At 58.3% G+C, this 24901-nt stretch carries 14 protein-coding genes; 4 read left to right on the forward strand and 10 right to left on the reverse strand.

Annotated elements, in window-relative coordinates:
• The first annotated feature begins 12 nt into the window (after positions 1–12).
• From F3H58_RS22255 to F3H58_RS22265, 3 genes are read left to right on the forward strand one after another with little or no spacing between them, the layout of a single operon-like run.
• A complete protein-coding gene (locus F3H58_RS22255; protein WP_188129027.1) occupies positions 13–1764 on the forward strand; it encodes a nitrilase-related carbon-nitrogen hydrolase in 1752 nt (583 codons plus the stop codon).
• A gap of 11 nt (positions 1765–1775) precedes the next feature.
• Positions 1776–2930, forward strand: coding sequence for an iron-containing alcohol dehydrogenase (locus F3H58_RS22260; RefSeq protein WP_149743804.1), 1155 nt, complete (start codon positions 1776–1778; stop codon positions 2928–2930).
• Positions 2920–3774 (forward strand): class I SAM-dependent methyltransferase, encoded by an 855-nt coding sequence (locus F3H58_RS22265; protein WP_223568780.1) that lies wholly within the window; start codon positions 2920–2922, stop codon positions 3772–3774. Before F3H58_RS22260 ends, F3H58_RS22265 begins: the two co-directional genes overlap by 11 nt.
• 369 nt (positions 3775–4143) lie before the next feature.
• Here F3H58_RS22265 and F3H58_RS22270 read toward each other — a convergent pair whose 3' ends face one another.
• The 5 genes from F3H58_RS22270 to F3H58_RS22290 form a co-directional block, all read right to left on the reverse strand.
• Positions 4144–7794 (reverse strand): cadherin-like domain-containing protein, encoded by a 3651-nt coding sequence (locus F3H58_RS22270; protein WP_149743805.1) that lies wholly within the window; start codon positions 7792–7794, stop codon positions 4144–4146.
• Between the two features lie 81 nt (positions 7795–7875).
• A complete protein-coding gene (locus tag F3H58_RS22275; RefSeq protein ID WP_149743806.1) occupies positions 7876–9189 on the reverse strand; it encodes an HlyD family type I secretion periplasmic adaptor subunit in 1314 nt (437 codons plus the stop codon).
• Complete coding sequence (locus F3H58_RS22280; RefSeq protein ID WP_149743832.1) at positions 9186–10958, reverse strand: type I secretion system permease/ATPase; 1773 nt, start codon at positions 10956–10958, stop codon at positions 9186–9188. The genes F3H58_RS22275 and F3H58_RS22280 overlap by 4 nt, the downstream gene beginning before the upstream one ends.
• A 63-nt stretch (positions 10959–11021) precedes the next feature.
• Entirely contained in the window at positions 11022–12617 is a 1596-nt protein-coding gene (locus F3H58_RS22285; protein ID WP_149743807.1) for a mannose-1-phosphate guanylyltransferase, read from the reverse strand.
• 63 nt (positions 12618–12680) lie between these two features.
• Positions 12681–14021, reverse strand: a complete 1341-nt coding sequence (locus F3H58_RS22290; RefSeq protein WP_149743808.1) for a nucleotide sugar dehydrogenase — start codon at positions 14019–14021, stop codon at positions 12681–12683.
• 555 nt (positions 14022–14576) lie between these two features.
• On the opposite strand from F3H58_RS22290, the gene F3H58_RS22295 reads away from it, so the two are divergent.
• Positions 14577–15614, forward strand: coding sequence for an alginate lyase family protein (locus tag F3H58_RS22295; protein ID WP_149743809.1), 1038 nt, complete (start codon positions 14577–14579; stop codon positions 15612–15614).
• Between the two features lie 21 nt (positions 15615–15635).
• On the opposite strand, the gene F3H58_RS22300 is transcribed toward F3H58_RS22295, so the two are convergent.
• The 5 genes from F3H58_RS22300 to F3H58_RS22320 are packed head-to-tail and all read right to left on the reverse strand — an operon-like array spanning position 15636 to position 24899.
• On the reverse strand, positions 15636–16934 hold the full coding sequence (locus F3H58_RS22300; RefSeq protein WP_149743810.1) for a tetratricopeptide repeat protein: 1299 nt from the start codon (positions 16932–16934) through the stop codon (positions 15636–15638).
• 46 nt (positions 16935–16980) lie between these two features.
• Entirely contained in the window at positions 16981–19869 is a 2889-nt protein-coding gene (locus F3H58_RS22305) for a tetratricopeptide repeat protein (RefSeq protein ID WP_188129028.1), read from the reverse strand.
• A 32-nt stretch (positions 19870–19901) separates the two neighbouring features.
• A complete protein-coding gene (locus F3H58_RS22310; RefSeq protein WP_188129029.1) occupies positions 19902–20552 on the reverse strand; it encodes an alginate O-acetyltransferase AlgF in 651 nt (216 codons plus the stop codon).
• Positions 20553–20578: 26 nt separating this feature from the next.
• Positions 20579–21967, reverse strand: coding sequence for an alginate O-acetyltransferase (locus F3H58_RS22315; RefSeq protein WP_149743813.1), 1389 nt, complete (start codon positions 21965–21967; stop codon positions 20579–20581).
• Positions 21948–24899, reverse strand: a complete 2952-nt coding sequence (locus F3H58_RS22320) for a tetratricopeptide repeat protein (RefSeq protein ID WP_188129030.1) — start codon at positions 24897–24899, stop codon at positions 21948–21950. Before F3H58_RS22320 ends, F3H58_RS22315 begins: the two co-directional genes overlap by 20 nt.
• Positions 24900–24901: the final 2 nt, after the last annotated feature.

The raw sequence follows: 24901 nt of genomic DNA on the forward strand, positions 1-24901 counted from the left end.
TTCACAGAGACAATGGGAACAATCATGACATCCACACAGAGCTACACCGCCGCCGCCATCCAGTTCGAACCGACCATGTTCGAAAAGGCGCGCAATATCAGCAGGCTGACGGCCCTTTGCGAGGAGGCCGCGCAGGCGGGGGCGCGCCTGATCGTCACGCCCGAAATGGGAACGACCGGCTATTGCTGGTTCGACAGGGCTGAGGTGAAACCTTTCGTCGAGACCGTCCCCGGGCCGACCACCGATATTTTCCATGCGATTGCCCACAAGCACCGCTGCTATATCGTCGTCGGCATGCCGGAAGTCGATCCGGCGAGCGACCTCTATTACAACACAGCCGTTCTGATCGGTCCGGACGGCGTCGTTGGCCGGCACCGCAAGTCGCATCCGTATATCGCTGAGCCAAAGTGGGCTGCGAATGGCGATATCGTACATGAGGTGTTTGAAACGGAAATCGGCCGAATTTCGATGCTGGTCTGCATGGATCTGCACTTCTTCGAAACGGCGCGGCTGGAGGCCCTGGGCGGCGCCGACGTCATCTGCCACATTTCCAACTGGCTGCAGGAGCGCGCGCCCGCACCCTACTGGATCAACCGCGCTTTCGAAAACGCCTGCTATGTCATCGAAAGCAACAGGTGGGGACTGGAGAGAACCGTGCAGTTCTCCGGAGGAAGCTGCGTGATCGAGCCTGATGGGACAGTTGCAGCAGCGATCGATACAGGCGACGGAATTGCCTATAGCCAGATCGATCTTGCCCGCGCGCGCCGTCGCGAAGTCCTCAGCGAACCGGTATTCGAGTCGCGTCGGCCCGAGCTTTACATGAACATGATGACCAACAGTTTTACCTGGAATCCGGGTGACTACTTCCGCCTCTACGGTTATCAGCCCATTCCGCCCGGGCGCAAATCGCGCGCAGCCGTTGCCCAGTTCGCCCCATCCCAGGCGATAGCGGATAATATTGCCCACATCAGCGCGTTGGCCACCGAGGCAAAGGCGACCGCAGCGCCAGATATTCTGGTTTTCCCGGAACTGTCGCTGACCGGGCTTGAGGCTCCCGGTTCCCGGGCGGAACCGCTTTCGGGCCCGACGGTCTCCGCCTTCGTGCGCCTGGCAATGAAGCTCGGTTTCTATCTCGTCGCAGGGTTTGCCGAAGCGGACGGAGACAAGGTCTACAACAGCGCGGTCCTTGCGGGTCCCGAGGGATTGGTGGGAAGCTATCGCAAGACACATCTGGGCGTCGCCGACAGTTGGGCAACGGCGGGCGACGATTGGAAAACCTACGATCTCGCCATCGGACGGGTGGGTCTCGCGATCGGGCATGACGCGCTTTATCCGGAAGCTATCCGCTCGCTTTCGCTGATGGGCTGCGATCTGGTCGCCTGCCCTTCTGCAATCGCCGGAACATTCACCGGCAGCCATGCGGGCACCAAGATCCCGCACAACTATCCGATCCCCAAAGGGGCAGATCCTTTTCATTGGCATGCGCTACGGGTGCGCGGTGGCGAAAACAACGTCTATTTCGCCTTTGCCAATGTGCTGGACACGGAAAGGGGATATCTGGGCAAGAGCGCAGTCTTTGGGCCGGATTCCTTTGCCTTTCCCCGTCAGGAATCGCCCATTCTCGATGAGCAGGGGATCGCCGCTTCGGTCGTCGATACCACCAATCTCGACACGCCCTATCCGACAAACATCGTCAGGCGAAAGGACCTTGTTGTTATGCGTCAGCCGCATCATTATCAGCCTCTGGTCAAATGGCACCAGTGAAAGGCGGCCCGATGTCCACATTCACCTTCACAACCGTCCCGCAGATCATCGCGGGACCGGGCTCCATCGCACGGATTTCGGAGCTGCGCGCCCTGCTCGGGTCGCGGGTTCTGGTGGTTTCGGACGACGGGGTCGTGAAGGCGGGGCTCGTTCAGCCGGCCCTCACCCACCTTGCGGAAACTGGCACTGAAACGTCAATCTTCGCCGGCGTTATCGCCGACCCACCGGAAGCCATCATTCACGCCGCCCTGGCGCAGGCGATCGAATTTGGCGTTACAGGCGTGCTGGGCATCGGCGGCGGCTCATCACTCGATGTCGCCAAGCTCGTCGCCCTTCTCGCAAGAAGTGGCGAAGCACTTGGGGATATTTACGGCGTTGGCAAGGTGACGGGTGGCCGTCTGCCGCTGGTGCTTGTGCCGACAACAGCGGGGACCGGATCGGAAGTCACGCCCATTTCCATCGTTACCACCGGTGCCGATCAAAAAAAGGGGGTTGTATCACCGGTCCTGCTGCCGGACGCCGCTGTTCTCGACGCGAACCTGACGATTGGTCTTCCGCCGGCTGTGACCGCAGCGACGGGGATTGACGCGATGGTCCACGCCATAGAAGCGTTTACGTCCGCCAGTGCAAACAACAATGTGATTTCCCGCGTTCTTGCAAAGGAAGCTCTCCGTCTTCTCGGGGCAAACATCACAATTGCGGTTGAGAACGGAGCCGATCTCGCCGCCAGACAATCGATGTTGCTAGGGTCAATGTTGGCCGGGCAGGCCTTTGCCAATTCGCCCGTCGCGGCCGTACATGCTCTCGCCTATCCGATCGGCGGCCGCTACCACGTTCCCCACGGTCTTTCCAACAGCCTGGTACTGCCGCACGTGTTGCGCTTCAATGCACCAGCGTGCGGCGATGCTTATGCGGAACTGGCGCCGTACCTTTTTGCGCATCTCCAATCTGCCGACCAGATGGAGCGTCTATCCGGATTCATCGAAGGACTCGCGATGCTGCCCGTGCGCCTTAATCTTCCTGTACGGCTGAGGGATGTCGGAATTCCAAAGGAGGGAATTCCTCTGCTGGCTGAAAACGCAATGGAGCAGACCCGCCTGCTGGTCAACAATCCGCGCGAGATGTTGCTATCGGATGTTGCCGACATCTACGAGGATGCTTGGTAACACCGCTAAACGCCACCGTAACCCGCACAAAAATCTGGATGCAGCAAGACGTGCTGCTCGGCATTGCGTCAACAAGGACAGCCCCGTCTATCTGGAAGGCGCTTTTGATCTGGTCGCCGCGATGATCGAGGGAGAGCCGAAGGTTGAGCAAAGCTTCCGGACTGGCGGCGGGGTGCGATGGGGAGACACCGCAGGTTGCCTTTTCTGCGCAAAGGGCGCTTTTTTTCGGCCGGGATATGTGAACAATATCGTGCAATCGTGGTTGCCTGCCCTTCAGGGTGTGGAGGACAAATTGATGAAAGGGGTCAAGGTGGCGGATGTCGGCTGTGGCGTTGGCTTCTCGACAATTCGCATGGCCGAGGCATATCGCAACGCCAGCTTCATCGGCTATGACTTCCACGAGCCATCTATAGAAGAGGCGAACAAACACGCCCGAAGCCATGGGGTGGACAACCGGGTGAAGTTCGTCGCTGCTACGGCCAAGGACATCGAGGATACGGATTTCGATCTGATCACCAGTTACGACTGTCTGCACGATATGGGTGACCCGCGTGGGTGCGCGCGGCATATGTCCCGCATCCTGAAACAGGACGGCACCTGGATGATCGTTGAGCCCATCGCGGACGACTGTCCGGCGGACAATATGAATCCTGTCGGCCGCCTCTACTATAATGCGTCAACCATGATCTGCGTGCCAACATCACTTGATCAGGATGTCGGTGAAGGACTTGGGGCCCAGGCCGGGGAAGCCAAGCTTTCTGAAGTCATCCGCTCAGGTGGTTTTACACATGTCCGGCGCGCCTTTACGGGGCCTTTCAATATGGTGCTGGAAGCGCGGGCTTAGGGAGTCTCCATAGGCCGAAAACGTGCGGCGCGCCGATATTGACAACCTCGCGCCGCCATCCGGTCAAGCGATCTTCACATCGACAACGGCGGTCAGTCACAACCTCCGTGACATGCGCGAAGCAATCGACATTCCTCCGGTCCCGGCCGTGACTGTCTCCTCAACATTCACACCGTTATTATCTCCTTCTTCGTGCGCAAAAAGACCAGACACAATCGGCGGCGGCGACTTGAAATTCATCAAATGTGGCCAGTCCCGACCGTTGTCCATTACTTCTATGGCGTCCCATTGATTGGGAATCCAATGCAACATTCCAAGCTTGGCCATGTTGGCACAGCAGACAGAAATAATATCGCTATCGGCGACAGCCTAGACGAACAAGCCGTCTGCGACCGTGAAGCCGCTCTTTTGCAAATCGCTCAGTGTGGTGTCGAGGAACTGGATCGAACCGCCATCGGGCGTCGCGACCAACAGTTCATTTGCCGAAACCACCGTTACGGCCGCCAGCAAGGCCGCCTTGGACACAAAAAGATCGCTGGTGAATACCAGAGTGTCGTCGGCCCGCAACTGATGCACGATATCGGCCCCATGACCGCTGCCGAACCAGAACGTATCAGCACCCGCACCACCCTTCATTTGGTCATTGCCGGCTCCACCATAAAGTATGTCGTTGCCCTCATTGCCCTCCATCGTGTCGTTGCCGGAACCGCCAACGAGAATGTCATCGCCGAGCCTGCCCTTGATGACATCGTTGCCGCCCCGGCCCTCGATGATATCGTTGCCGGCCAGGCCGGATATCGTTTCGCCCGCTTCCGTCCCGACGATGGTCGGGGTTCCATATCCCGGACCGCCGCTGGCCGGCGCGCCCTTGACCGTCAGGGACAGCATCGCCGTCGCCGTCGCGCCTTGGCCGTCCCGGATTGTGTAGCGAAAGATGTCCATGAGGCTGGAGGTTTCCGACAGGCCTGCAACTGAAGGATTGGTCTCTTCTACATCGTAATTCCAGCTTCCGTCCGCCTTCAGAAGAAGCGTTCCGAAGCTGCCTGCAATTGTGCTTCCCGCGCCTGTAACGTTCACGGTTGTGCCGGTGCCGCTGGCAGACAGGACCGTCAATGCATCTCCGGTATCGACGTCGCTATCATTGCCGAGAACGGTTCCTGTGGCATTGGTCGCGCCTGCCGTCGCTGTCGCCACATCGTCAGCGGCAACCGGAGCATGGTTCGCTCCCTTGATTGTGAACACCAGACTGGCCGTCGATTGCAGACCCGTCTCATCGCGAATGGTGTAGCTGAAGGTCTCGGTCAGCGTCAAACTGCCCGAAAGGCCGGAAACCGCCGGGTCGGTAACATTCGGAACGTAACTGTAGGTGCCATCGGGATCGATGACCAGGAGGCCATATGTACCCGCCAATTGTGTATCGCTTCCGGTGACGGCAACACTTGACGAGCCATGCACCACGCGGGTCACCGCCATGAAATCGCCGGCATCGGGATCAGTGTCATTGGCGACGACGTTGCCTGTGGCGCTGGCGTTGACCGACACGATGCCGGTGTCGCTGACCGCCACCGGCGCGTCGTTGCTGCCTGCAATCGTGATCGAGAGAGTGGCCTTGGCGGTTCCGCCGCGACCATCCGAAACTGTGTATTCGAAACTCTCGACAAGATTGTCGAAATATAGCGCGTTGACGACCGGATTGGTTGCAGATGGCGTAAAGCTATAGTCACCATTGGCGGCGACCGTCAGCGCGCCGTAACTGGTCTGAATGGTTTGCGACGCGCCCAGCGAATAGGTTACGCCCTTGATCACGATCGAGGCGAGCGACAGGATATCGCCGTCGCTATCCTGATCGTTGGCAAGCAGGTTGCCGGAAACCGTGTTACCCGGGCCATCTTCCGAAACGGATCTGACCTCGCCTGTCGCGGACGGCGCGGTATTGGCAGGCCCGGACGGAACCGACGGCGTGACGATGAACTGCGCCGCCTTCACACTCGACGCCGTAATCCCGCCAAACGTCGCAACCGTTGCGAAGGCGCCAGGTCCGGAGGCGCCGTCAACGTCCACCTCGACGAGGGTATCTGCGCCCGACTGTGAAAGACGGATATACCCCGCCGCAAATGCGCTCGCGCCCGTCGCTCCCGACGGCATCGCCAGAATTCCGGAAAGATCGAGGAAGTCGTCGGACCGAAAATCGGAAACGATATCGCCTATCTCGCTCATGCTGCTGATAACGAAGGTATCAGCACCCGCACCACCTTTCAGCGTATCGACACCCGCACCACCGTCAAGCCGGTCGTTGCCCTCGTTACCCTCAAGATAGTCGTTGCCGTCGCCACCAAAGAGGATGTCGTCTCCGATAAGCCCCTTGATCGTATCGTTGCCACCCAGGCCGGCAATCACGTCTGCGCCTGCCGTGCCGCGCAGCGTATCGGCGGCCGCCGTTCCGCTGATCGTCGGTTCGGGCTCGCCGCCTGTGGAAGAGGCGCGAATGGAAACCGTCAGCGATGCCGAGGACTGGAGACCTGCACCGTCGCGGACGGTATAGTTGAAGACTTCCGATAACGATGCGGAGCCGGAAAGCGCTGCAACGGCAGCATTGCTCTGGTTCGGTTGATAGACCCAGCTTCCATCGCTTTTCAGGATCAGCGATCCGTAACTGCCGACAATGGTGATCCCGCCGGTTGTCACGTTCTGTGTCGCACCCCCGCTGGCGCTGCCGGAAAGAACGGAAAGAACGTCGCCGGTATCGGGATCGAGATCGTTGGTCAGTAGATTGCCGCTGCCCGAAACGGTTTTGACGACCGAGGCGGTATCGGCGACCGCCGTTGGCGCATCGTTCAGACCGGTGATCGTCACTGTCACGACGGCGCTGGCTGTTCCACCGCGCCCGTCGGAAATTCGATAGGTGAGATTGTCCTCGGCGGTCTGCCCGGCCGCGATTGCGTTGGTGGCGGCGAGGGTTGGGTCCACCTTGTAATAATAGCTGCCATTCGGACTGATATAAAACGTGCCGTATTTGCCGACGACGGCGGTTTCCGCTGCCTGAATGGCGGAAGCCGTGGAACCATGGGTTGCCTGCGTCACCCGCAGGAGATCACCATCCACATCGCTGTCATTGGCAAGCAGATTAAACGTGCTGCTGACCGCCGTCCGGTTCTCGGTCACGGTAATGTGGCTGTCGGCAACGGCAACAGGAGCGGTGTCGCCGGGCTCCATCACCTCATCCGGGTCCGGCGAAGGACGCGGCCCTGAAATTGTGCCGGTCAGCCCTTCCGTATAAGCGATGTAATTGGCAAGTCGGCCTCCAACCACTTCGTAGGATTCGTTGTCCGTATGGACCTGATCCTTCAGCGGCAGATCTTCGGTAATCGAACCGATATAGATGTCGTAGCGACTGGCCGCGATTTCGCGCTGCGCCTCGCGAACGATATCCTGCCCTCCGTTCCAGCGGGCATCAGAACCCGTATAGGCCGTATCGGCAACCTCCTGTATGAAAACCGGCGCGGCTGGATCGGTCTGGGCGCGGATATAGTCCAGCACCTCGACCGTCGCTTCCTTATAGGTCTCGACGTCGCTCGTACCGTCCATGATGCGCTTGGCGTCCGCCTCGCCCTGCGCCCAGACGATTTTCAGTTCGACCGTGTAACCTTGCGCCTCAAGGGCGGCAACCGTGGCATTGATGCCCTGTATCGCAGCCAGTGCCAGTGCTCCGGGCGTGTTCGTGTCAGGATACCACCAAAGAAGATCCGCGCCCGGCGCATCGGAAGCGTTGCCATCGACGCCGCTCGCCCCCTTGGCAAAATCCTGAACCACCACATTGTCGGCGGTCGTAAATTTCGACGACGTTCCCGTGCCCTGGACAGCTGTTTTCAGCGTGGTCGCCGAAACACCGCCGGCAATGCCGAGATAGGACGAAAGCTCGGCCGCAAGAACCGAAGCGCCGGAATCATCGTCCCCATAGAGGTTGAACATGTTGTCGGCGTTGGATTGCCCCATAAACGCAATAAACTGGATAACTGCCATGGTCCCCTCCGGGCAAACACCTTTTTCGTGAACTGATTGCCTTGTCTGATGCCGGGCGGAAATGATTTCTCTTGTCCCGGCTCAGTCCTCCCTGAAAACATGATTGAGCTGATCCGTCAGCGGCTTGACGAGATAGGAGATCACGCGCCGCTCCGCCGCCGGCATCAACACATCCGTTGGCATTCCCGGATAGAGTTTGAGGTTTCCCAACCCTTCCAGGCTCTCTGCCTCTGGCCTGATCCGCACCGCGTAAAACGGCTGTCCCGTTCTCTGATCGGTCAGCACATCCGGCGAAATGGAGACAACCTCACCCTTCACCATCGGTGTCGTCGTGCGGTCGAAAGCGCTAAAGTGCAACTGTGCCTTTTGACCTGGCGTCACCTGATCGATATTGCGCGGCGAAATTTTCGCCTCCACGATCAGGCCATCGCCACGTGGCGCGACCAGCATCAACGTCTCTCCTGGTTGAACGATACCACCGACGGTGTGAAGCTGCAGTTCGAAAATACGACCGCTGACCGGAGAACGGATGTCCAGTCGGCCAAACTGTTCTGTCACATCGACACGTCGCGCTTCCATTTCGGTGATCTTCGCTTCGGTTTCCGCCAACTCCTTGGCATTTTCCCCCCGGCGGTTTTCATCGAGCTGAAGAATTTGTAGCTCTACCTCGCTGATGCGCCCCTCGGCCTGGGCTCTCGACGCCAGCCTTTCACCAAGATTGCCCTGCAACTCGGCGCGGCGCTGTTTGAGCGACGTCAGGCGCTGCAGCGTGACAAGCTGTTGCCGGTACAATCCGTCGACAGAGGCAAACTCCTCATCGACCGCCGCAATCGACGCTCTCACCGCCTCGATCTGGACGTTTTCGCCCTCGATCTCGTTTGCAAGCTGTCCCTTGCGTTCGGCGAGCTGGCGCTTCATGCCTTCAATACCGTCTCGCCGCGTTTCAAGAAGGTTCTGCTCCAAGGCAACGAGCTGGCTATAGGCAGGCCTGGTCAGCCGCTTTTGCTCCAGAAAATCCGCCTTAAACGTCCTAGTGCCGGCAAGCTCCGCTCTTAGGCGCGCAGCGCGTACCAGAGACTGCACCAGTGCATTCTCGATAATTGCCAGATTGGCCTCGACAGTGGTTCGGCTGAGACGCAGCAAAACATCCCCAGCCGCAACCTCACTGCCCTCGTGCACCATGAGTTCGGACACCGTGCCGCCGCTCAGATGCTGAATTTTCTTGACGTCGTTCTCGATGACGATAAAGCCATGACCGCTGACCGCTCCCGCCAGCTTCGTCGTGGCCGCCCAGCCGCCAACACCGCCGAACAGGGCAAGCCCAAGTCCGATAACAACGGCGATATGCCGGCGGAGTGAACGGCGCCAGAAGGCGATGGAAAGCTCGTCGCTCATCGCGTTACCTCCAGCTTTCCGGTTGCCCCGACAACCTTCAGGATCTTTGCCGAGCGCGCAGCCGGTTTGCGAAGGACCTGCCCCATGATCGCCTCGCGCGGGCCGAAAGCTGCCATCTTGCCCTCTTTCAGGACCAGAATCTTGTCCGCTTGTGCAAGAATACCGGGTCTGTGGGTGATGACGACGGCAATCCCTCCGCGCATCCTGATACTGTCAATGGCGCGAAACAAAGCCTCTTCCCCCTCAGCGTCGAGATGGGCGTTCGGCTCATCGAGAACGACAAGGAATGGTTCGCCGTAAAGCGCACGCGCCAGAGCGATACGCTGCCGCTGACCGGCTGAGAGTATCGGAAACTGGGGATCAATCAGGGTGTCGTAGCCATCCGGCAATTGCAAAATCAGATCGTGCACGCCTGCTGTTTTCGCTGCGGCAATGACCTCTGCCGAGGGAATGTTCTTACGAAACCGGGCGATATTCTGGGCGATGGTTCCTCCAAACAGCGCTACTTCCTGCGGGAGGTAACCCATATGGCTGCCAAGCCGATCAACGTCCCACTGGTCCATCGTCGCTCCGTCGAAACGCAGCGTACCGGAACTGACGGGCCAGATGCCCATAAGCAAACGGGCAAGGACCGTCTTGCCCGATCCGCTATGTCCGATCACTCCGAGAACTGTTCCCGCCTCCAGCGAAAACCCAATCTCTGTTATGATGGTTTTTTTGGCTTCAGGCGGACCTCCCGCCATGGCCTCGACCGTAATGTTACAGGATGGCAGCGGTAACTCCGACAGGGTTTCCCGATCCGTCTCTGCCGCAACGATAACCTCGAGGCGGAGCCAGCTATGTCTTGCTGCGGCAAAAGCCCGCCAGTGCACAATAGCCGCTTCAACCGGCGCAAGCGCCCGCGACGTCAAAATCGAGGACGCCAGAATAATACCGCCGGACGCGTCACCCCTGATGACCAGAACAGCTCCAACCGCCAAAACGCCAGATTGCAGGGCAACCCGGAGAACCTTCGTCATTGTTGCGTAAGTATTGGCCACATCGGCGTGGCGGGTGCCGAACAGCCGGAATACTGCATTATGGGCGGCCCACCTTTCCGCCACATCGCCAGTCATGCCCATGGCCCTCAGCGCCCCGAAATTCAATCTGACGGAATCGGAAAAGCCCCTGCGGTTCGCGGTCAGCACCGCGAGATCGCGTTGAGATTGCCGCAGACTGAAATGCGCAAGTGCGGTCAAAACCATCAATATCAGCACGCCCGCCAGCGCCACGAAACCGATGACGGGATGAAGCAAAAAACATATCGCCAGATAGACGGGCAGCCAGGGAAGATCGAAAAGTGCCGATGGCCCCGGCCCGGAGAGAAAACCGCGCACCATATCGAGATCGTCATTTGTCGAAACGATTGCTTGTTTGCCGCACAGCAGTAGCGATCGCCGAAAAAGGACCCGATCGAGAGTGACTTCGAACAATGCGGCAAGACGCGACAACATACGACTTCTGACGATCTCAAACGCACCCTGACAGACGAACAGCATGCCTGCCAGCAGACACAGGGCAATGAGCGAGCCGATGCTGCCACTTGGGATGATGCGGTCGTAGACCTGCAACATGAAGAACGGGCTCGTCAGATACAGCAGATTGATGAAACCGCTGACGACGGCAACGACCGCCAGCCCGCCCCTGCACCGGGCAAAAGCCTGATGCAGGAGCGAGGCGCGGGCGTGTCCCCCACCCGTTTTACGATCAAACGCGCCGTCTTTCGGCATACTCATTCGCCTGCTGCTGTTATTGCACAAAATATGCGTTACCCGGCGTGCCGCAAAGCCTCGTCAATTGGCGGCATGGGGCTCGTCATTAAGGGTGCTTTCCGGCACCATGTTGAGATCGAAGGCTGACACATCTGCCTCGACGGGAATAAGGTCGAGAACCGTGTCTGCGGTGAAACTCTGCGGCGCGACGGCCAAATTCCGCCCGGAGCTGCGCTGCCGGGTGACGACGATGGTGGTTTCTCTGGCCGTGCCGTTATAGAGAGACAAAATCTCGCCTTCTGTCGGCGAAAGGCTGGCCATCGGCACCAGATGGCGAACGAAGCCACTGAGGATGATGTCGATCCTGCCGGCCGATACCGCCCAGTTTTCCCAATAGCCATCGGGAATGCGCAGCGCAATCGTGGCGTTGCTGCGCAATGTCACCGTAAATACGGACAGGTCGCCCTCATCGCTCAGCAGCCGGACCTTTCCCCAGCCATATAGTTGCTCTCGCGTGGCGCGCGATTCCGGCATCTTGTTCAGCTTGAGAAGATTGACGGCATCCTTGACCTTCTGCGCCAGTGACATCGTCGTCACGAGCACGGCATCCTCGTCATCGATCACAATCATGTCTTCAAGCCCGATCAGGACAACCTTTCTGCCACCGCGCGCATAAGCAAGGGTATTGCTGGAGCCGATCGACAGCACCGGCCCGGAAAGGGCGTTGCCGTTGGCATCCTTGTTGCGGTCGATCTCATACAGGGCCGAAAGACAGCCGATGTCGGACCAGCCGATGCCTTCGCAGCGCACCACCGCACCACGTGACGTACGTTCCATGATCGCCGTGTCGATTGGAACATCTGCTGGCGAAGCGCGAAACGCCGAAGCTTCCAGCATGATCGCGTGTATGTCATCGAACATGTCGATGGCGGCATTTTCAAACGCCTCTTCGGCCGCCCGCAGGGTTTCCGGCGCATGACGCGCCAGTTCTTCCAGCATCACGCCAGCCCGGAACATAAAGATGCCGGCGTTCCAGCAAAAACCCTCCTCCACGTAACGCCTGGCATTTTCAAGCGACGGTTTTTCCAGAAAATCGCCAGCACCGATGGCGTATCCCCTGACTTCCCCGTCTATTTCGATTGCCTCGCCCGGGCGGATGTAACCAAAGCCGGTTTCAGGATGCTCAGGCTTAATGCCGAAGGTCACAATACGATCGGCAAAACGTGCGATCGGGAGCGCGTCTGCGACAATCCTGTTGAAGATTTCGGGTTCCGCAATGATATGATCCGAAGGGGCGACGAGAAGAACGGCGTTGCGTCCCGCCGCATCGATGCGCGAGATGGTGACAGTCAGCGCGGCGATCGCCGCCGCCGTTCCCTGCATCGAAGGTTCAACGATAAGTCCGTCAACGGAAAATCCACCGCTGGCGACTTGCTCTTCCGCATGAACCAATGTGTCGCGTGCACACATCAACCATGGCAGACTATATCCGGGTACGGCAAAACGGCGCAGCGCCTGCTGGAAAAAACTGTCCTGCCCGTCGCCACCCAGCGTCAGAAACTGCTTAGGTTTGTTCGAGCGGGACAGAGGCCAAAGCCGGGTTCCGGACCCACCGATCATGATGGCCGGAACGATCCGAGTGCTCTCGCCTGCAACAGCGATCAAATCCTGACGCATATAAAACCCTCACAAAACCATAAAATATATTTTCGCAAGAAATCGGCCCGCGCTGTCGCCAACTCACCAACAAAGTCCGTGATAGACAATTTGACCGCTGCGGTTTGGCACCTCGACACGCGCAAGATCCACCACCACGAGCGGTCTGCCGGCCGCTTCGATCGCCCCGGTCAGACCCGCATATTTGTGGCCGACAACCAGAATATCAGCATTGTCGATGACATCATTGATCGACGGCCGGACACGTGGCGCAATATGGCGCAGATAGTTACGGCCTTCGCTTTCATCCCTCACAACGTTTGGATCGAAGATCGACACTTCTTTGCCGTTGCCGATAAAATTCTCGACAAGGCTCAGCATCGGGCTTTCGCGCATATCATCAGTGTCGGTCTTGAACGTAATGCCGATGAAGCCGATGCGATCCTTGCGCGCATCGGAGATGAGCTGTTTCGCGCGGTCGATCTGCACCAGATTTGCCGCCTTTGCGGCGTCAAGCATCGGTGTTGCAACGTTCATTCGCCGTCCGAAGCCGGACAGAGCTCGCAGATCCTTGGGAAGGCACGAGCCCCCGTAAGCAAAGCCCGGTTTCATATAGGCCTTTGAAATATTCAGGCGGGTATCCGCGCACACGACATCCATGACCACATGGCTGTCGATATCCTTGGCCTTGCAGAGATTGCCAATCTCGTTGGCAAAGCTGATCTTTACCGCGTGCCAGCAGTTGTTGACGTATTTGACGATCTCGGCGCTCCGCAGCGGAATAACATGTGGAACGACGCTAATATGGGCGACCATTGCCTTAAGAACGTCGATCGAGCGCGTATCATCACCATACTGACCGAAAACGATGGCGCCTGGCCTGTAGTAATCCGCAATCGCCGAACTCTCGCGCAGGAATTCGGGATAGTAGGCGACGCCGAAATCCACTCCAGCGATTTTTCCGGACGCCTCTTCGAGCGCCGGTATGACAACCTCCTCCATCGTGCCGGGCAGGATGGTGGAACGCATGACGACAACGTGGAATTCGCTTTTATTGCGCAAGGCCCTGCCGATCTCAAAAGAGACCTGACGCACGTAGTCGGTATTGAGTGTACCGTCGAGAAGGCTGGGCGTACCCACGCAGCAGAGCGACACATTCGTCATTTCGACCGCTTCTTCCGCGGAAGTTGTCGCGGTCAGCATGCCGTTGAGGTTTGCCTTTTCCAGGAACTCGGCAAGGTCTGGTTCAATGATCGGCGCTTCGCCACGGGCAAGGCACGAAACCTTGAAACTATCAGGATCGACCGCCACGACGCGGAAACCGTCGTTGCTCAGACAGGCGGCCGACACGCAACCGACATAACCGGCCCCGAAAACACTGACCCTGAGACCCATTGCACTGACGTTAATATCAATTTTGGTCATGTGAACCCCTGAAAGCAACTAAGGAAATACTTAAATAACCATGGGAAAATTCTGTAAATTCAGAATAGACGCGCCACCGGACCGGGCAGGAGGGAGGCGATCAAAAGCAATGCAGGATCAGGCTCGACAGAACCCGCTGGCAACATAAAACTTATATTTTATCGCAAAAGTGCTTCGCCGAAAGCAAAAGAGCAAACGGCAACAAATTTAACGAAACATGACAACGTATTCATATGAATGAACAAAAAAATGCATGTATTACCGAAAACAGCCAAATTGGCAAAATTTCAAATAAACATATATGAAGGCAAAACAAACGGCGAACAACGAATGATATGACCGTGCCAGCTTCGCTATTAATTACAATAACATTAAATACGAATACACAATGTAGTCAACAAATATTTAACGAGAAATGCAAATAAATACGAAATTTAATAATATTCGCAACTATTTAGTCACCCGTTGCTTACGCGCGCCAATCGATCCGCCTCATTAACCGGACGTTTCCTTGAATCTGCTTCAATGGCAGCTTTCCTTGTCGGGAAGTGAGCCATGTTGCGTTTTGCGTTGATTGCCTTTTCCGCCTCCTTTCTGTTCAGCTTGCCCATGCTGGGCGTCGGTAACGATTCAGGCTCAAATGAAGCCACACAGCAAATCCTCAAACCGGACACCTCGCCTGTACGCGCACCGACCGTTCAGGTGAAACTGGAAAGATCCGGCGGCACAACGATCTCGAACGGCAAGGGGGAAACCGGCATGAGTTGCGACGTGGCGGTTTCCCAAGTCAAAACCCCGCCGCAAAAAATTGCCACGAGCTCTAAATATCTTCCCCAAGACGCGATGGAGAACGAGCGGCAGGATGCCTCCCATATCGCCGTTTTCAAGCCCATCTGGCGTTCTATTCTCGAGCTGGAAAACATTGAGACGCGCTTTGGAGCTGGATGCGCCATGCGTGTCCTTCACCAATGGGCCACCTCCCAGGCCCTGATCGACGCCGCAACGCCCGACGCCAAACTCACCCGCGCTCGCGTGCTTGCAGAAATATCCGGTCTCGTCGCCACCTGGGGTGTTGCAGGCGATCTCGACAGACAAAAGCCCATAACGGATTGGCTGACCATCATGGCAAACGACACCATGGTGTTTTTCGACGTCGAAGCCGGCCCGAGAAGCGCCCGCAACAACCATCGCTATTGGGCGGCACTTGCCCTTGCCACAGTCGGCAGCCTGACCGGAGACCAAAACAAGATCGACTGGGCGCGCCAGTCCTATCGGATCGGCGTGTGCCAGGTCACCGAAGACGGCACTCTGCCGCTTGAAATACAAAGGGGAGCGCTTGCGCGCAACTACCATATCTATGCTTTTCGGCCGCTGGCTGGCACATTCGTAACGTTCCGGAAGATTGGCCAACCACTCGATGGGATTTGCTCCGGATCTCTCGAGCGACTGGCCAAAGCCGCGTTGAAGGGTGTTGACGACGCCACGCTGTTCGAAGCGGCGACCATGAAACAGCAAATCAAGCCGCCGCGTGAAGACAGCTACCCTGCCCATCTGAGGCTGGATACGCTTAAACGCGACCTCCAACAGGGATGACACCGGCGACACGATCATCGTCTACCTCGCCATGCCATCTAGTGAGATAAGCGCGGATCGCGCCAAAAGGTAGCCGCCATCGGCCGACTGGGTCAGCCAATATTTGGCCTGTCCGATATCCTTGACGACGCCGGTCGCCTGGGCATACATCAGGCCGAGGAGATATTGCGCCTCGCTATCTCCCTGCGTTGCAGCCAGTTTTCGATAGGCGGCGGCCTTTTCAAACGATCGGCTCGTACCACGACCTACGAAATAGGCCTCGGAGACCGCACGGATGGCCTCCATATTTCCCCGGTCGGCATAGGGTTCGAGAATCTGCAGAATTCGCTCATGCATGGTCGCCGGTACGCCAGAACGGTTCAACGCCTTGGCCAGAAAAGGAACGTTTTCTTCATCGCCCGCCTCGGCAGCCTCGGCAAACATGTCCACACCCTTCCGGATTTCGGCCGGATCGTTGCTGTTCCACCGGGCGCGGGCGATCTTGCCTTCTTCTGAAATAGGACCGCCCTTTGGCGCAGCGGCGATGATCGCCTGCGCCTTTTCCCGTGCCGTCGCGCTGAACCGACTGTCGGAAAGTTTCTTGGCGGCGGAAAGACTTTGCTGCGGCGCCAGATCGATCGCCGAGAGCAGAAGCCTCTCGGCATGTACCGTTGCGTCGGCGTCGGCGTTTTGCATGAGCAGGGATGCGGTTTCGACATAACGGGCGCCGCGCCGCGCCGGCTGCAACTTGTCCAGCAAGGCAATTGCCTCATTCACATTCCTGGTGACGCCGCGCCCTTCCAGCAAGGCAAGCGAGGTCTCCTCAATGCCGCGGAGATTGCCCACCAGCGCTGCCCACCTGTACCATTTGTAGGCAAGGGTATCATTTTTGGGAACATCAATGCCGAGCTGGTGCATGCGCGCCCAAGCGATGACGCAGCTGGAAGACCCGCGCATGGCCTCCCTCGCCAGCAGGTTCATCACCTTGCCGGTATTGGCGCCAAACGAATAGTCGTTGTTGACGATCCCCTTGGCCAGCAGGCGCACCGCCTCGCGGCTCCTGGGGGCCGCCGATATCAGAAGGGAAAAACCGAGGTCAGGGTTATGAAGATCGCTGCGAGATTCTTTCAGGGCGGCCGCGGCGATTTCCAGCTGTCTCGCGACAGGAAGCTTTTTTGCCGCTTCAAGCGAGGGTGGGCGCGTTTCCGGCAAAGCCTGCGGGCCGACGGTGACTGTCGCGCGCGCCTTTGGAACGGGCACATTGCTCTTTCCTGCAGCCTGAACCATGGTCGTCGCAATCGGCAAGACCGTAATCAGGGTGAAAATGACAGAAAGTTTCATCGAGCAGTCCTTTCTCCACCATCCGGATGTCGTGACGGAGGCTTTGCTATTGAGTGATGGTTGCAGCCTTACCCAACCACCGTTCCGCTTCCTTCGGATCGGAGGGGACGCCGTAACCAATCTGCAGTGCAATGGCGTAAGGTTCGAATGCCTGGCGATAACCGGACATAGCCGCCCGCGCGAGCCAACCCGTACTGTCGGCGGCCGAAAGCGGAAAGCCACTGGTGCCGGTCGCAAAAGCATCGGCAACCGTCACCATAGCGGCGCCGTCGCCCGTTTCAGCGGCATTTATCATCCAGACCCTGGCCTTGTCTGAATAGGACTCGTCCTCTTTCGCCAATGTCGAAAGAACGCGCGCCAAGGCCTGAATGGCATTACCGGACCCTGCTTTCGCGGCATCTTCAAGTGCGGGCAAGGCTTCAGCGACGATTGACGGATTTGTCGGCGCCTTCGGCGTTTCGTCACCCACCAGCTGCTCGACGAGCGTCTTCAAAGCGCCGTCGTCTCCAGCGCGAACCGCAGCAAGCAACCACCGCGTCGCCTGCCGCGGATCGGCGTGGTGTGGCAGCAGGTACATGCGACCGGCTTCACGCATCGCTTCCACCTTGCCGGCCTCCGCAGCCTTGACCATCGTCGCAAGCGCCAGTTCGGGGTTGGCAACGCCGCGTTTGTCGTCGTTGAGCAGGTTTGCGAGGTGATAAAGCGTGCTGGCGTCGTCCGTTTCGGAAGCAATCGCACGGTCGACCAGGCTGCGGGTCTGTATCGCGTAATTGGCATCCCGCGATATTGCATCAGCCAGCGCAACCTCATCTTTGGCGCTGCATAGCGGTTGTTTCAGGGCCATGTCGAACATGGCGCGGCGCGATGTCTGGTCGCTCGCACGGTCGGCTGTTTTGAGTATCGCGCGGATATCGCCGGCATCGACGGCCTGCCTCAACCAGAGATCGGCTGCCCTGCCACCGCCGGTCTTTGTGTCCACGCCGAGATCGGCAAGCTGGATCATCGAAGCCGTGTGACCCAAACGTGCGGCTTCGACAAGAAGTTTGATACCTTCCTCGGGTTGAGGAGTGAAACCCGCCGCCCCCTTCAGATACAGCTTGGCGAGATCATAGCGCACCGAAGTATCGCCCGTTGACAAACCATCTCTGAGAAGTTCGACCGCCGCCTTCGCGTTCGCCTTGTCGGCGTTTTCAGATGAAAGCTGCAATCGTGCCAGCAGAACCAGCGCCTGACCGCGTTCCTGACCCGCCGCCAATGCCTTTTCGTACCACTGGCCGGCCTCACGGGTATCAACAGCCGTGCCGGTGCCGTCACGGTAGGCCAACGACAGGAGAACCATCGCCCGCCGATCCCCAAGAGCGGCCGCCCGACGAATATTGCGGAAATACATGAGCTTTCCATCATCTGCGGATTGCTCGGCCAGCGCCTGTCTGGCGACGGCGATCAGGCTGGGGCGGTTACCCGCGGCAGCGGCTCGCTCCTGCCAGCGTCGCCCGATATCGACGTTGCGTTCGACACCGATGCCGCAGCTATAGGCGTCTGCCAGTGTGGCCATCGCTTCACTCAAGCCGTTATTGGCGGCGCGCCGTAATATCGCAACCGGATTGACGCTTTTTGAAATATTATGCGTGCTGTCGACCATCAGCTGGTAGAGCTCAAGAGCCGCCGTATCAGATCCCAGAGCGACTGCACGCGTCAGATATTCCACGGCCTTTTCCGTATTGCGCGCCGTTCCGGTGCCGCTGGCATAAGCACTGCCCAACTGCTTTAGGATATCCGTATCAACCACAGGATTGCGCGCGGCTTTCTCGAGATAGCCCACCATGGCGACATAGTCAGGCTTCCCGCCAAAATCTCCGTGGGCGATCTGCGCCAAAAGTTCCAAAGCGCGTACATTTCCGCGCTGAGCCTCCTGTTTGAGCGCCTGTGTCGCCTTTGGAAGGGCGTCCTTGAGATCGAGGTTTGCCAGCAACAGGCGAGCAAGGGAAATACGGCTACCGGTGTGTCCTTTCGCAGCAGCGGTTTCCAGGAGTTCCACCGCCTTGTTGCTATCCACCGGAACGCCGTCGCCGATAACGTAACGCTGTGACAGACGTTCGATCGCAACGAAATTTCCGGCTTTCGCGGCAGCCATAAGCCACTTGGCGGAGAGCTGTGGATTATAAAGGCCGAATTCTTCATTGGCATAAATGCCGGAGAACAGGTTAAGAACGTCACATTCCCCAGCGCCGAGCGACTGGCTGAGTCTGTCGATCGCCTGATTGAAAAGAAGCTGAGGCGCATTCTCCGACGGCGCCAGATCCGGATTGTTGCGATATAGCCGTGCAAGCAACAGAGCCGCATCCGGATCACCGTTTTGCGCACCCATTTTGAGGTATTTTTCGCCCTTTAATTTGTCCTGCGGCACCACATCGCCGGTAGCATAAAGACGCCCCAGAAAGGTCGCCCCTTCCATGAAGCCACGCGCTATTGCCTCGTCCTGGAGCGCGAGACCTCGGCCAAGATCGGGCGATCCTGACGTTGCGTCGAACATCAGGCGACCCAATGTGTGTGAGGCACGGCCAGCTAGTTCATAATTGGCGTTTTTCAGATATTCGAGCATACGGCGCGCAAGCACCCTGTCACGCGGGGCATTGCCGGTTCCGCCGATATAAGCCTGCGCGTCCAGCAGCATGTCGTCCAGATTGCCCGAAACCGGCCCGCCGTCCCACTTGTTCCAGTCGAAGGAAAGATTACGCTGTTGCGCCCTGACCTTGCAGATCGGCGCGTAGTCGAAGTCAGGACTAGGCATAAGGCCATCCTGCAACGGCAAGGTCGTCTGCGCCTGCACGGGCTGCACCGCAAACACCAGCGCGACAAACAACAGGCCGGCGCCAAACCTCGTCTTTTCCCGCCGAGCGGAGAGAAGAGATGCCATGTTTTTTAATGTCGTCATGTACCTGATCCCTCTCATCTTTTTTCTCCCCCTCAGGCTTTCGCCGAAACGGATGTGAGAACGATATCGTCCGGCCCGCTGCCCAGAACGAAGATGGACGTCACCGAACGGCGCTTCAGCGTCGTTTTTTCGAAAGTCCTGACAATCGCCTCTGAAATCTCGACGTTCAGATCGATTGCAACCGCATTAACCGCGAGAGAAACGCCGCTCATCGGTGCGACTGCCTTGATGACGGGCGAGCGTTTGGCAAGCGCCGTCAGCGAAACCGGCATTGTCGTGAGGTTGTAGAGCGCAAGCGCACATTTCGCCGGGTCGGACGTAAATACATCCGCAACGACGACCGGCTCTGTCGTGTTCTCGCCCGCGAGAATCGTCAGATATTGTCCCTGCCCGACAGAAAGCGGCGTGGACTGCCCTTTGACCAGAAGGGTGTAGTTTCCGGGAGCTCTTGCGATATAATCAGAAATCCCGCCTGCAGATATCTTGAACGGCTTCTCGCCAATAGTCGCCGTTGCAGCAGCCGACGGGTCGGTCGCGGCAATACGGATGAAGCTCCAGTCTTTCGGAACATCCGCATCATAAATGCCGGCATCGTCGCCAGCCGCCAGAGCGGAGTGGTTTGCGGCCACCAGGCTTGCAAAAGCGGTAACAAGGCGAACGAACCGGCGTCGATTTATTTTCAAGGCACTATCATCCAAAAACATCTGCTTCAGCCCTGCTTCTTGATGAATTGATCGGGAACGCGGCAAAGACGTGCGGTAACCGTGATGTCGCCGAAGTTTCCGTTGACGGACACACCCGTAATAGGCGTCGGAAACTCGTCGTTCAGCATCAGATAAAACGTGCCGTCGTCGACGAAACGGGGAAAGCCGCCTAGCGTCAGCGTATCCTCATCGCCGTCGCGATAACGCACGGTGACAGTCATCTGATTCAGGCCAGCCTGTGAGGCGGTGAACTCCAGATACGCATCTCCATATTGCTGCCCCTTGAGGTCTGCGGCGGCAAGCAACACCGTCTCGCCATCAATTTTCTTCGGCTGAGAGTTCGCGATACTACTGTTGCCCTCGCAGGAGCCATAAACTGCCGCGAGCAGTTGGCGCGATGCCTGGAACATTGTCTGGTCCACGGCATAATATGACGGTGCTTCCCAGATAATCAGGGGAGCCGGCTTGTCATGAAAGTCTTTGGAGAACACGAGAGTCGCAAGAGATGAGATGAACTGCGCCCCGTTTTCGGCATAGTTCGTGATATCCAGACCGGTCTCCTGGGCCAGAAAGCCCGCAAAGTTGAACTCAGGCGTTGCGCTGAAAGAGGATCCGACGAGAGCAACCGGTGCGGAGGCTTCCGCAACATTCCCCAGAAGATCGCCGGCATCATCTGCCGATCGCGTTGTCTGCCAGACCGTTTCTTTCTCGGGCTCCACCGTGGTCCCACACAGGGCCTGAATTTCGTGGCCCATGGGCGCGATGTAATCGAGACTGCCGACAGCCTTGGTCTCGAAATTGTAAGTGGACAGGGATGGGTACTCGGCAATCTTCCTTATCGTTTCGGCAGTAGCGGAAGCAACCAGACGGGCGCCGGATGACGTCCAGTGATGGTCCCGGGCAAAGAAGAAATTGCCCCTTGCCTGATGATCGTCAATCGCCTTGAGAACATCTATCGTCGTGATGCCGTTCTTTTGCAACTGCGCGACATAGTGACGGAACTCCTGTTCTGCGACAGGGGCATTGTAGCGTGCCTGGATCTCGTCGCCATCATCGAGTTTCGCTTGCTGCACGATACCGCGGGACGGCAGCGGTATGAAAACAAGTTCCGTTCCCTTGACGCGCAAGGCATCGGAAATGGCCCGCATCGAGGCCATTGTTTCCGACGTTCTGACAAAAAACTCTTCAAAATCCGTATTGGTACGGAAAAACACGCCATCTTGCCCTTCGGCCAGATTGAACTCCGATTTTTTGTTGCCGATATCCGGGCAGGCCTTGCCTGCAAAGGCTGGCGTTGCGGCGAAAACGAACGAAGCACTCATGAAGCAAATGGCAAACCGGCGCACCTCAGCTGTACTGCGTAGATGATACCCCTCAAGGCTCTTCATTTTCATCGATCACCTCCATCTTAGGTATCTCAAAACGGGGATCAGCCGCCGCCATCTTCATCAGAATTTTGTTGGCCTGATTGTGCTTGAGCACCTGCGCGCGCCTCAGCCAGAGGAGCCCCTCTGCCTGAAGGGCCTGCGAACTGTCAGCGCGAAGGACGAGCGCCGTCTGAAACATGGCGGACGGACTGTTGGCTGCGGCTGCCCGAGCCAGCCATTCATTCGCCTTGTCCGCGTTCCGTTCGACGCCCTGCCCGGACCTGTACGCCTCATAGAGCCGATACATGGCGAGCGGACTTTCTTGCGTGCGTGTCGATGCGGCTTTTTCCAACCAGCCAATGCCCGCCTCGCCATCATGCGGAACACCGAAGCCGGAGAGCAGAGACAGCCCGACATCGATCATCGCTGCCGCGTCGCCGCGCTTTGCGCCCTTGTAATTAAAGGCAAATGCCGCTTCCGGATCGATAGGTGCGGCGAAACCTGAACTTTCCAGCGCCGCAAGATCGTGCCACGCACGATCAAAACCGGCATCTGCCGCCGCCAGCAAATTCTGTTTTGCAAGCTCCCCGTTCTGCGGCACTCCCGCACCCCAGAGATAGGCGAGACCGAGTTCGCGCCGCGCCGAGCGGCTGCCAGCGTCGCTTGCCGTTTGCAGGTAGTCGGCGGCGCGCTTCTTGTCTATGTCGACGCCAACGCCATCGGCATACACGCGGGCAAGCTTGAGGTTGAGCGACGGGTTTTTCGGCTGCACAGCAAGTGCTCGATCGTAGTAGGACAAGGCCTTGGAAGGATCGGCGGGTGTATGAACGCCGTCCAGTAGAAGATCAGCCATCATGATGGTGGCTTCGACGTCGTCATTGGCGATCCCCTCTTCAAGAACACGCTGTGCCTCTCCGAAATTCCGCTCGCTGTTTTCGCCGCCGAGATAAGTTGAAGCCAGCACGGCGGCGGCACCCGGATATCCCGCACCTGCCAACTCCCTGGCGAGGTTGGCGCCCTGCAGGCTCAAAAGCGAATCTGTCGATTTCAGCAGGGCACCGGCAAGCAGGAAACGATCGGCGGAAGAGAGATCCGGAATGTTGGCAGCAAGTTCCAGAAACTCTCTTGCCTTGCCGCTCTCTCCACCTTCCAACGAAAGAACATCGAAGAGATCGATCGCCGCAGAGAAACTCCCGGCTCGCGCCGCCGTTTCCAAAAGCGGAACCGCTTCCTCCAAACGGCCATTCGCTCTCAGAAAACGCGCCATCTCGACAGATGCCTCGACATCGCCTCTGTCGACCGCCCTCTGGAAAATTGCATGTGCTTTCTCAAACGCATCCGGACCGCCGACGCGCATGTGCAGATTTGCAAGCTCTATGAGACCATCCGTCCTGCCCCTGGCAGCGGATCTTTCCAGATATTCCGTCGCCTTGCCGACATCGCGCGGAACGACCTGCCCTTCCGCGTAGAGCTTGCCGAGCTTCAGCATAGCCGCATCGCTGCCAAGGGCATCGGCCTTCTCCAGCCACCCGATGGCGAAAATTCTTCGGCTCGGATCTGAAGAAAGGAGAGCGGCATCTGCCAGCCTGTTCAGCACACGAACCGACGGCCGCACAGCAAGCGCTCTCGAATACCACGCCATAGCATCGTCGATATCGACCGCCTGGCCGATACCATGAAGACTGAAATCACCCCTCAGCACGATTGCGTTGATGCTGCCGGCGGTGGCGGTGGCGACAAGCCCGTTGCGTGCCGCTGTCAGACTTTCTTTCGTTCGCAACTCAGGCTTTTCGAGAAGCAATTGCGCTAAAAGGACGGTGCCATCCTTGGACTGGCGCGCCAGCGTCAACCCATAGATATCCACGGCTCTTCGCGCATCGGCGATAACGCCATCACCGTCACGGAACATCGTGCCTATACGCAGAAGCGCATCCACATCGCGTGCCTCGCCATTCATGACCTGGGCGAACAGATCGTCGGAAAGCTTCTTGCGGTTTTCCAACGTGTTCTGCAGCTGAACGGAGAAATAGAGGACGGCCTTGGCATCTTTGATGCCGGCAAGGCGCCGCATCCATTTATCGAAGGTCGCTTGATCAACATTGATGTCGCCGCTCTCGGCAAAGTCCTTGACCAGTTCCTGCGCCGCTTCGATATCGCCGGTTTCGGCCGCCCGGTCGAGATAATCCGCCGCCTCAGCTGGATTGAACAGGCTGGTCGCGGCATCCATTTGCAAGCGCGCGATCCAAAAGATCGATCGCTTATGCCCAAGCTCGCTGGCATTGCGATACCAGACGAGTGCCGCTTGCAACGCCTCATCGGAATTCGCATTTTCCCGGTAGTAGGTCGCAAGGTCATAAGCCGCGCGCTCATCGCCAGACGCCGCACGCCGCTGAAGCAGCCCGACGCCGAAGCGGGTCATCGACTGTGCTTCGGTCTCAGGCGTTCCAGCCAGAGCGGCCAACTCGAAAGCGGCCGCGCCATAACCGAGCCTCAGAGCCAGTTGCAGGCGGGCCTTCGCATCGGCAGCACCCAACTGTCGCTCAACCATCGTCCGCCCGGCAATATAGGCCGCCTCGGCGACCCCTGCCCGGCCAGCCTCTTCCAGCAGCGACAAGGCCCTATTGATATCAAACGAACCGCCCTCTCCCGCAAGCAGCATCTTCGCCAGCGTCAATTTGGCTTCAAACTGGTGTGGGCCGGGGATCGTCAGCGCCGCCTCGAGAACCGTCCGTGCCTTACCGAAGTCGGGCACGAGCAACGGATTTTGCGCATCGACCGGCACGCCCGCCCGCAGCAACCTTGCATAATCCAGCATGCCCTGGCCGTCGCTCCGCTGCGAAAGCGCGGTCGCGGCTTCGATAAGCCTGCCCGGCACCTGCGCATCAGCGGCGGACACTGGAAAGCCATTCAAAACCGCGGACCCAACAGCAAGAGCGAGGGTGAAAAGGTGACGCTTCATCA

The sequence above is a fragment of the Rhizobium sp. NFACC06-2 genome (genome assembly GCF_900101425.1).
Lineage (GTDB): Bacteria > Pseudomonadota > Alphaproteobacteria > Rhizobiales > Rhizobiaceae > Agrobacterium > Agrobacterium leguminum.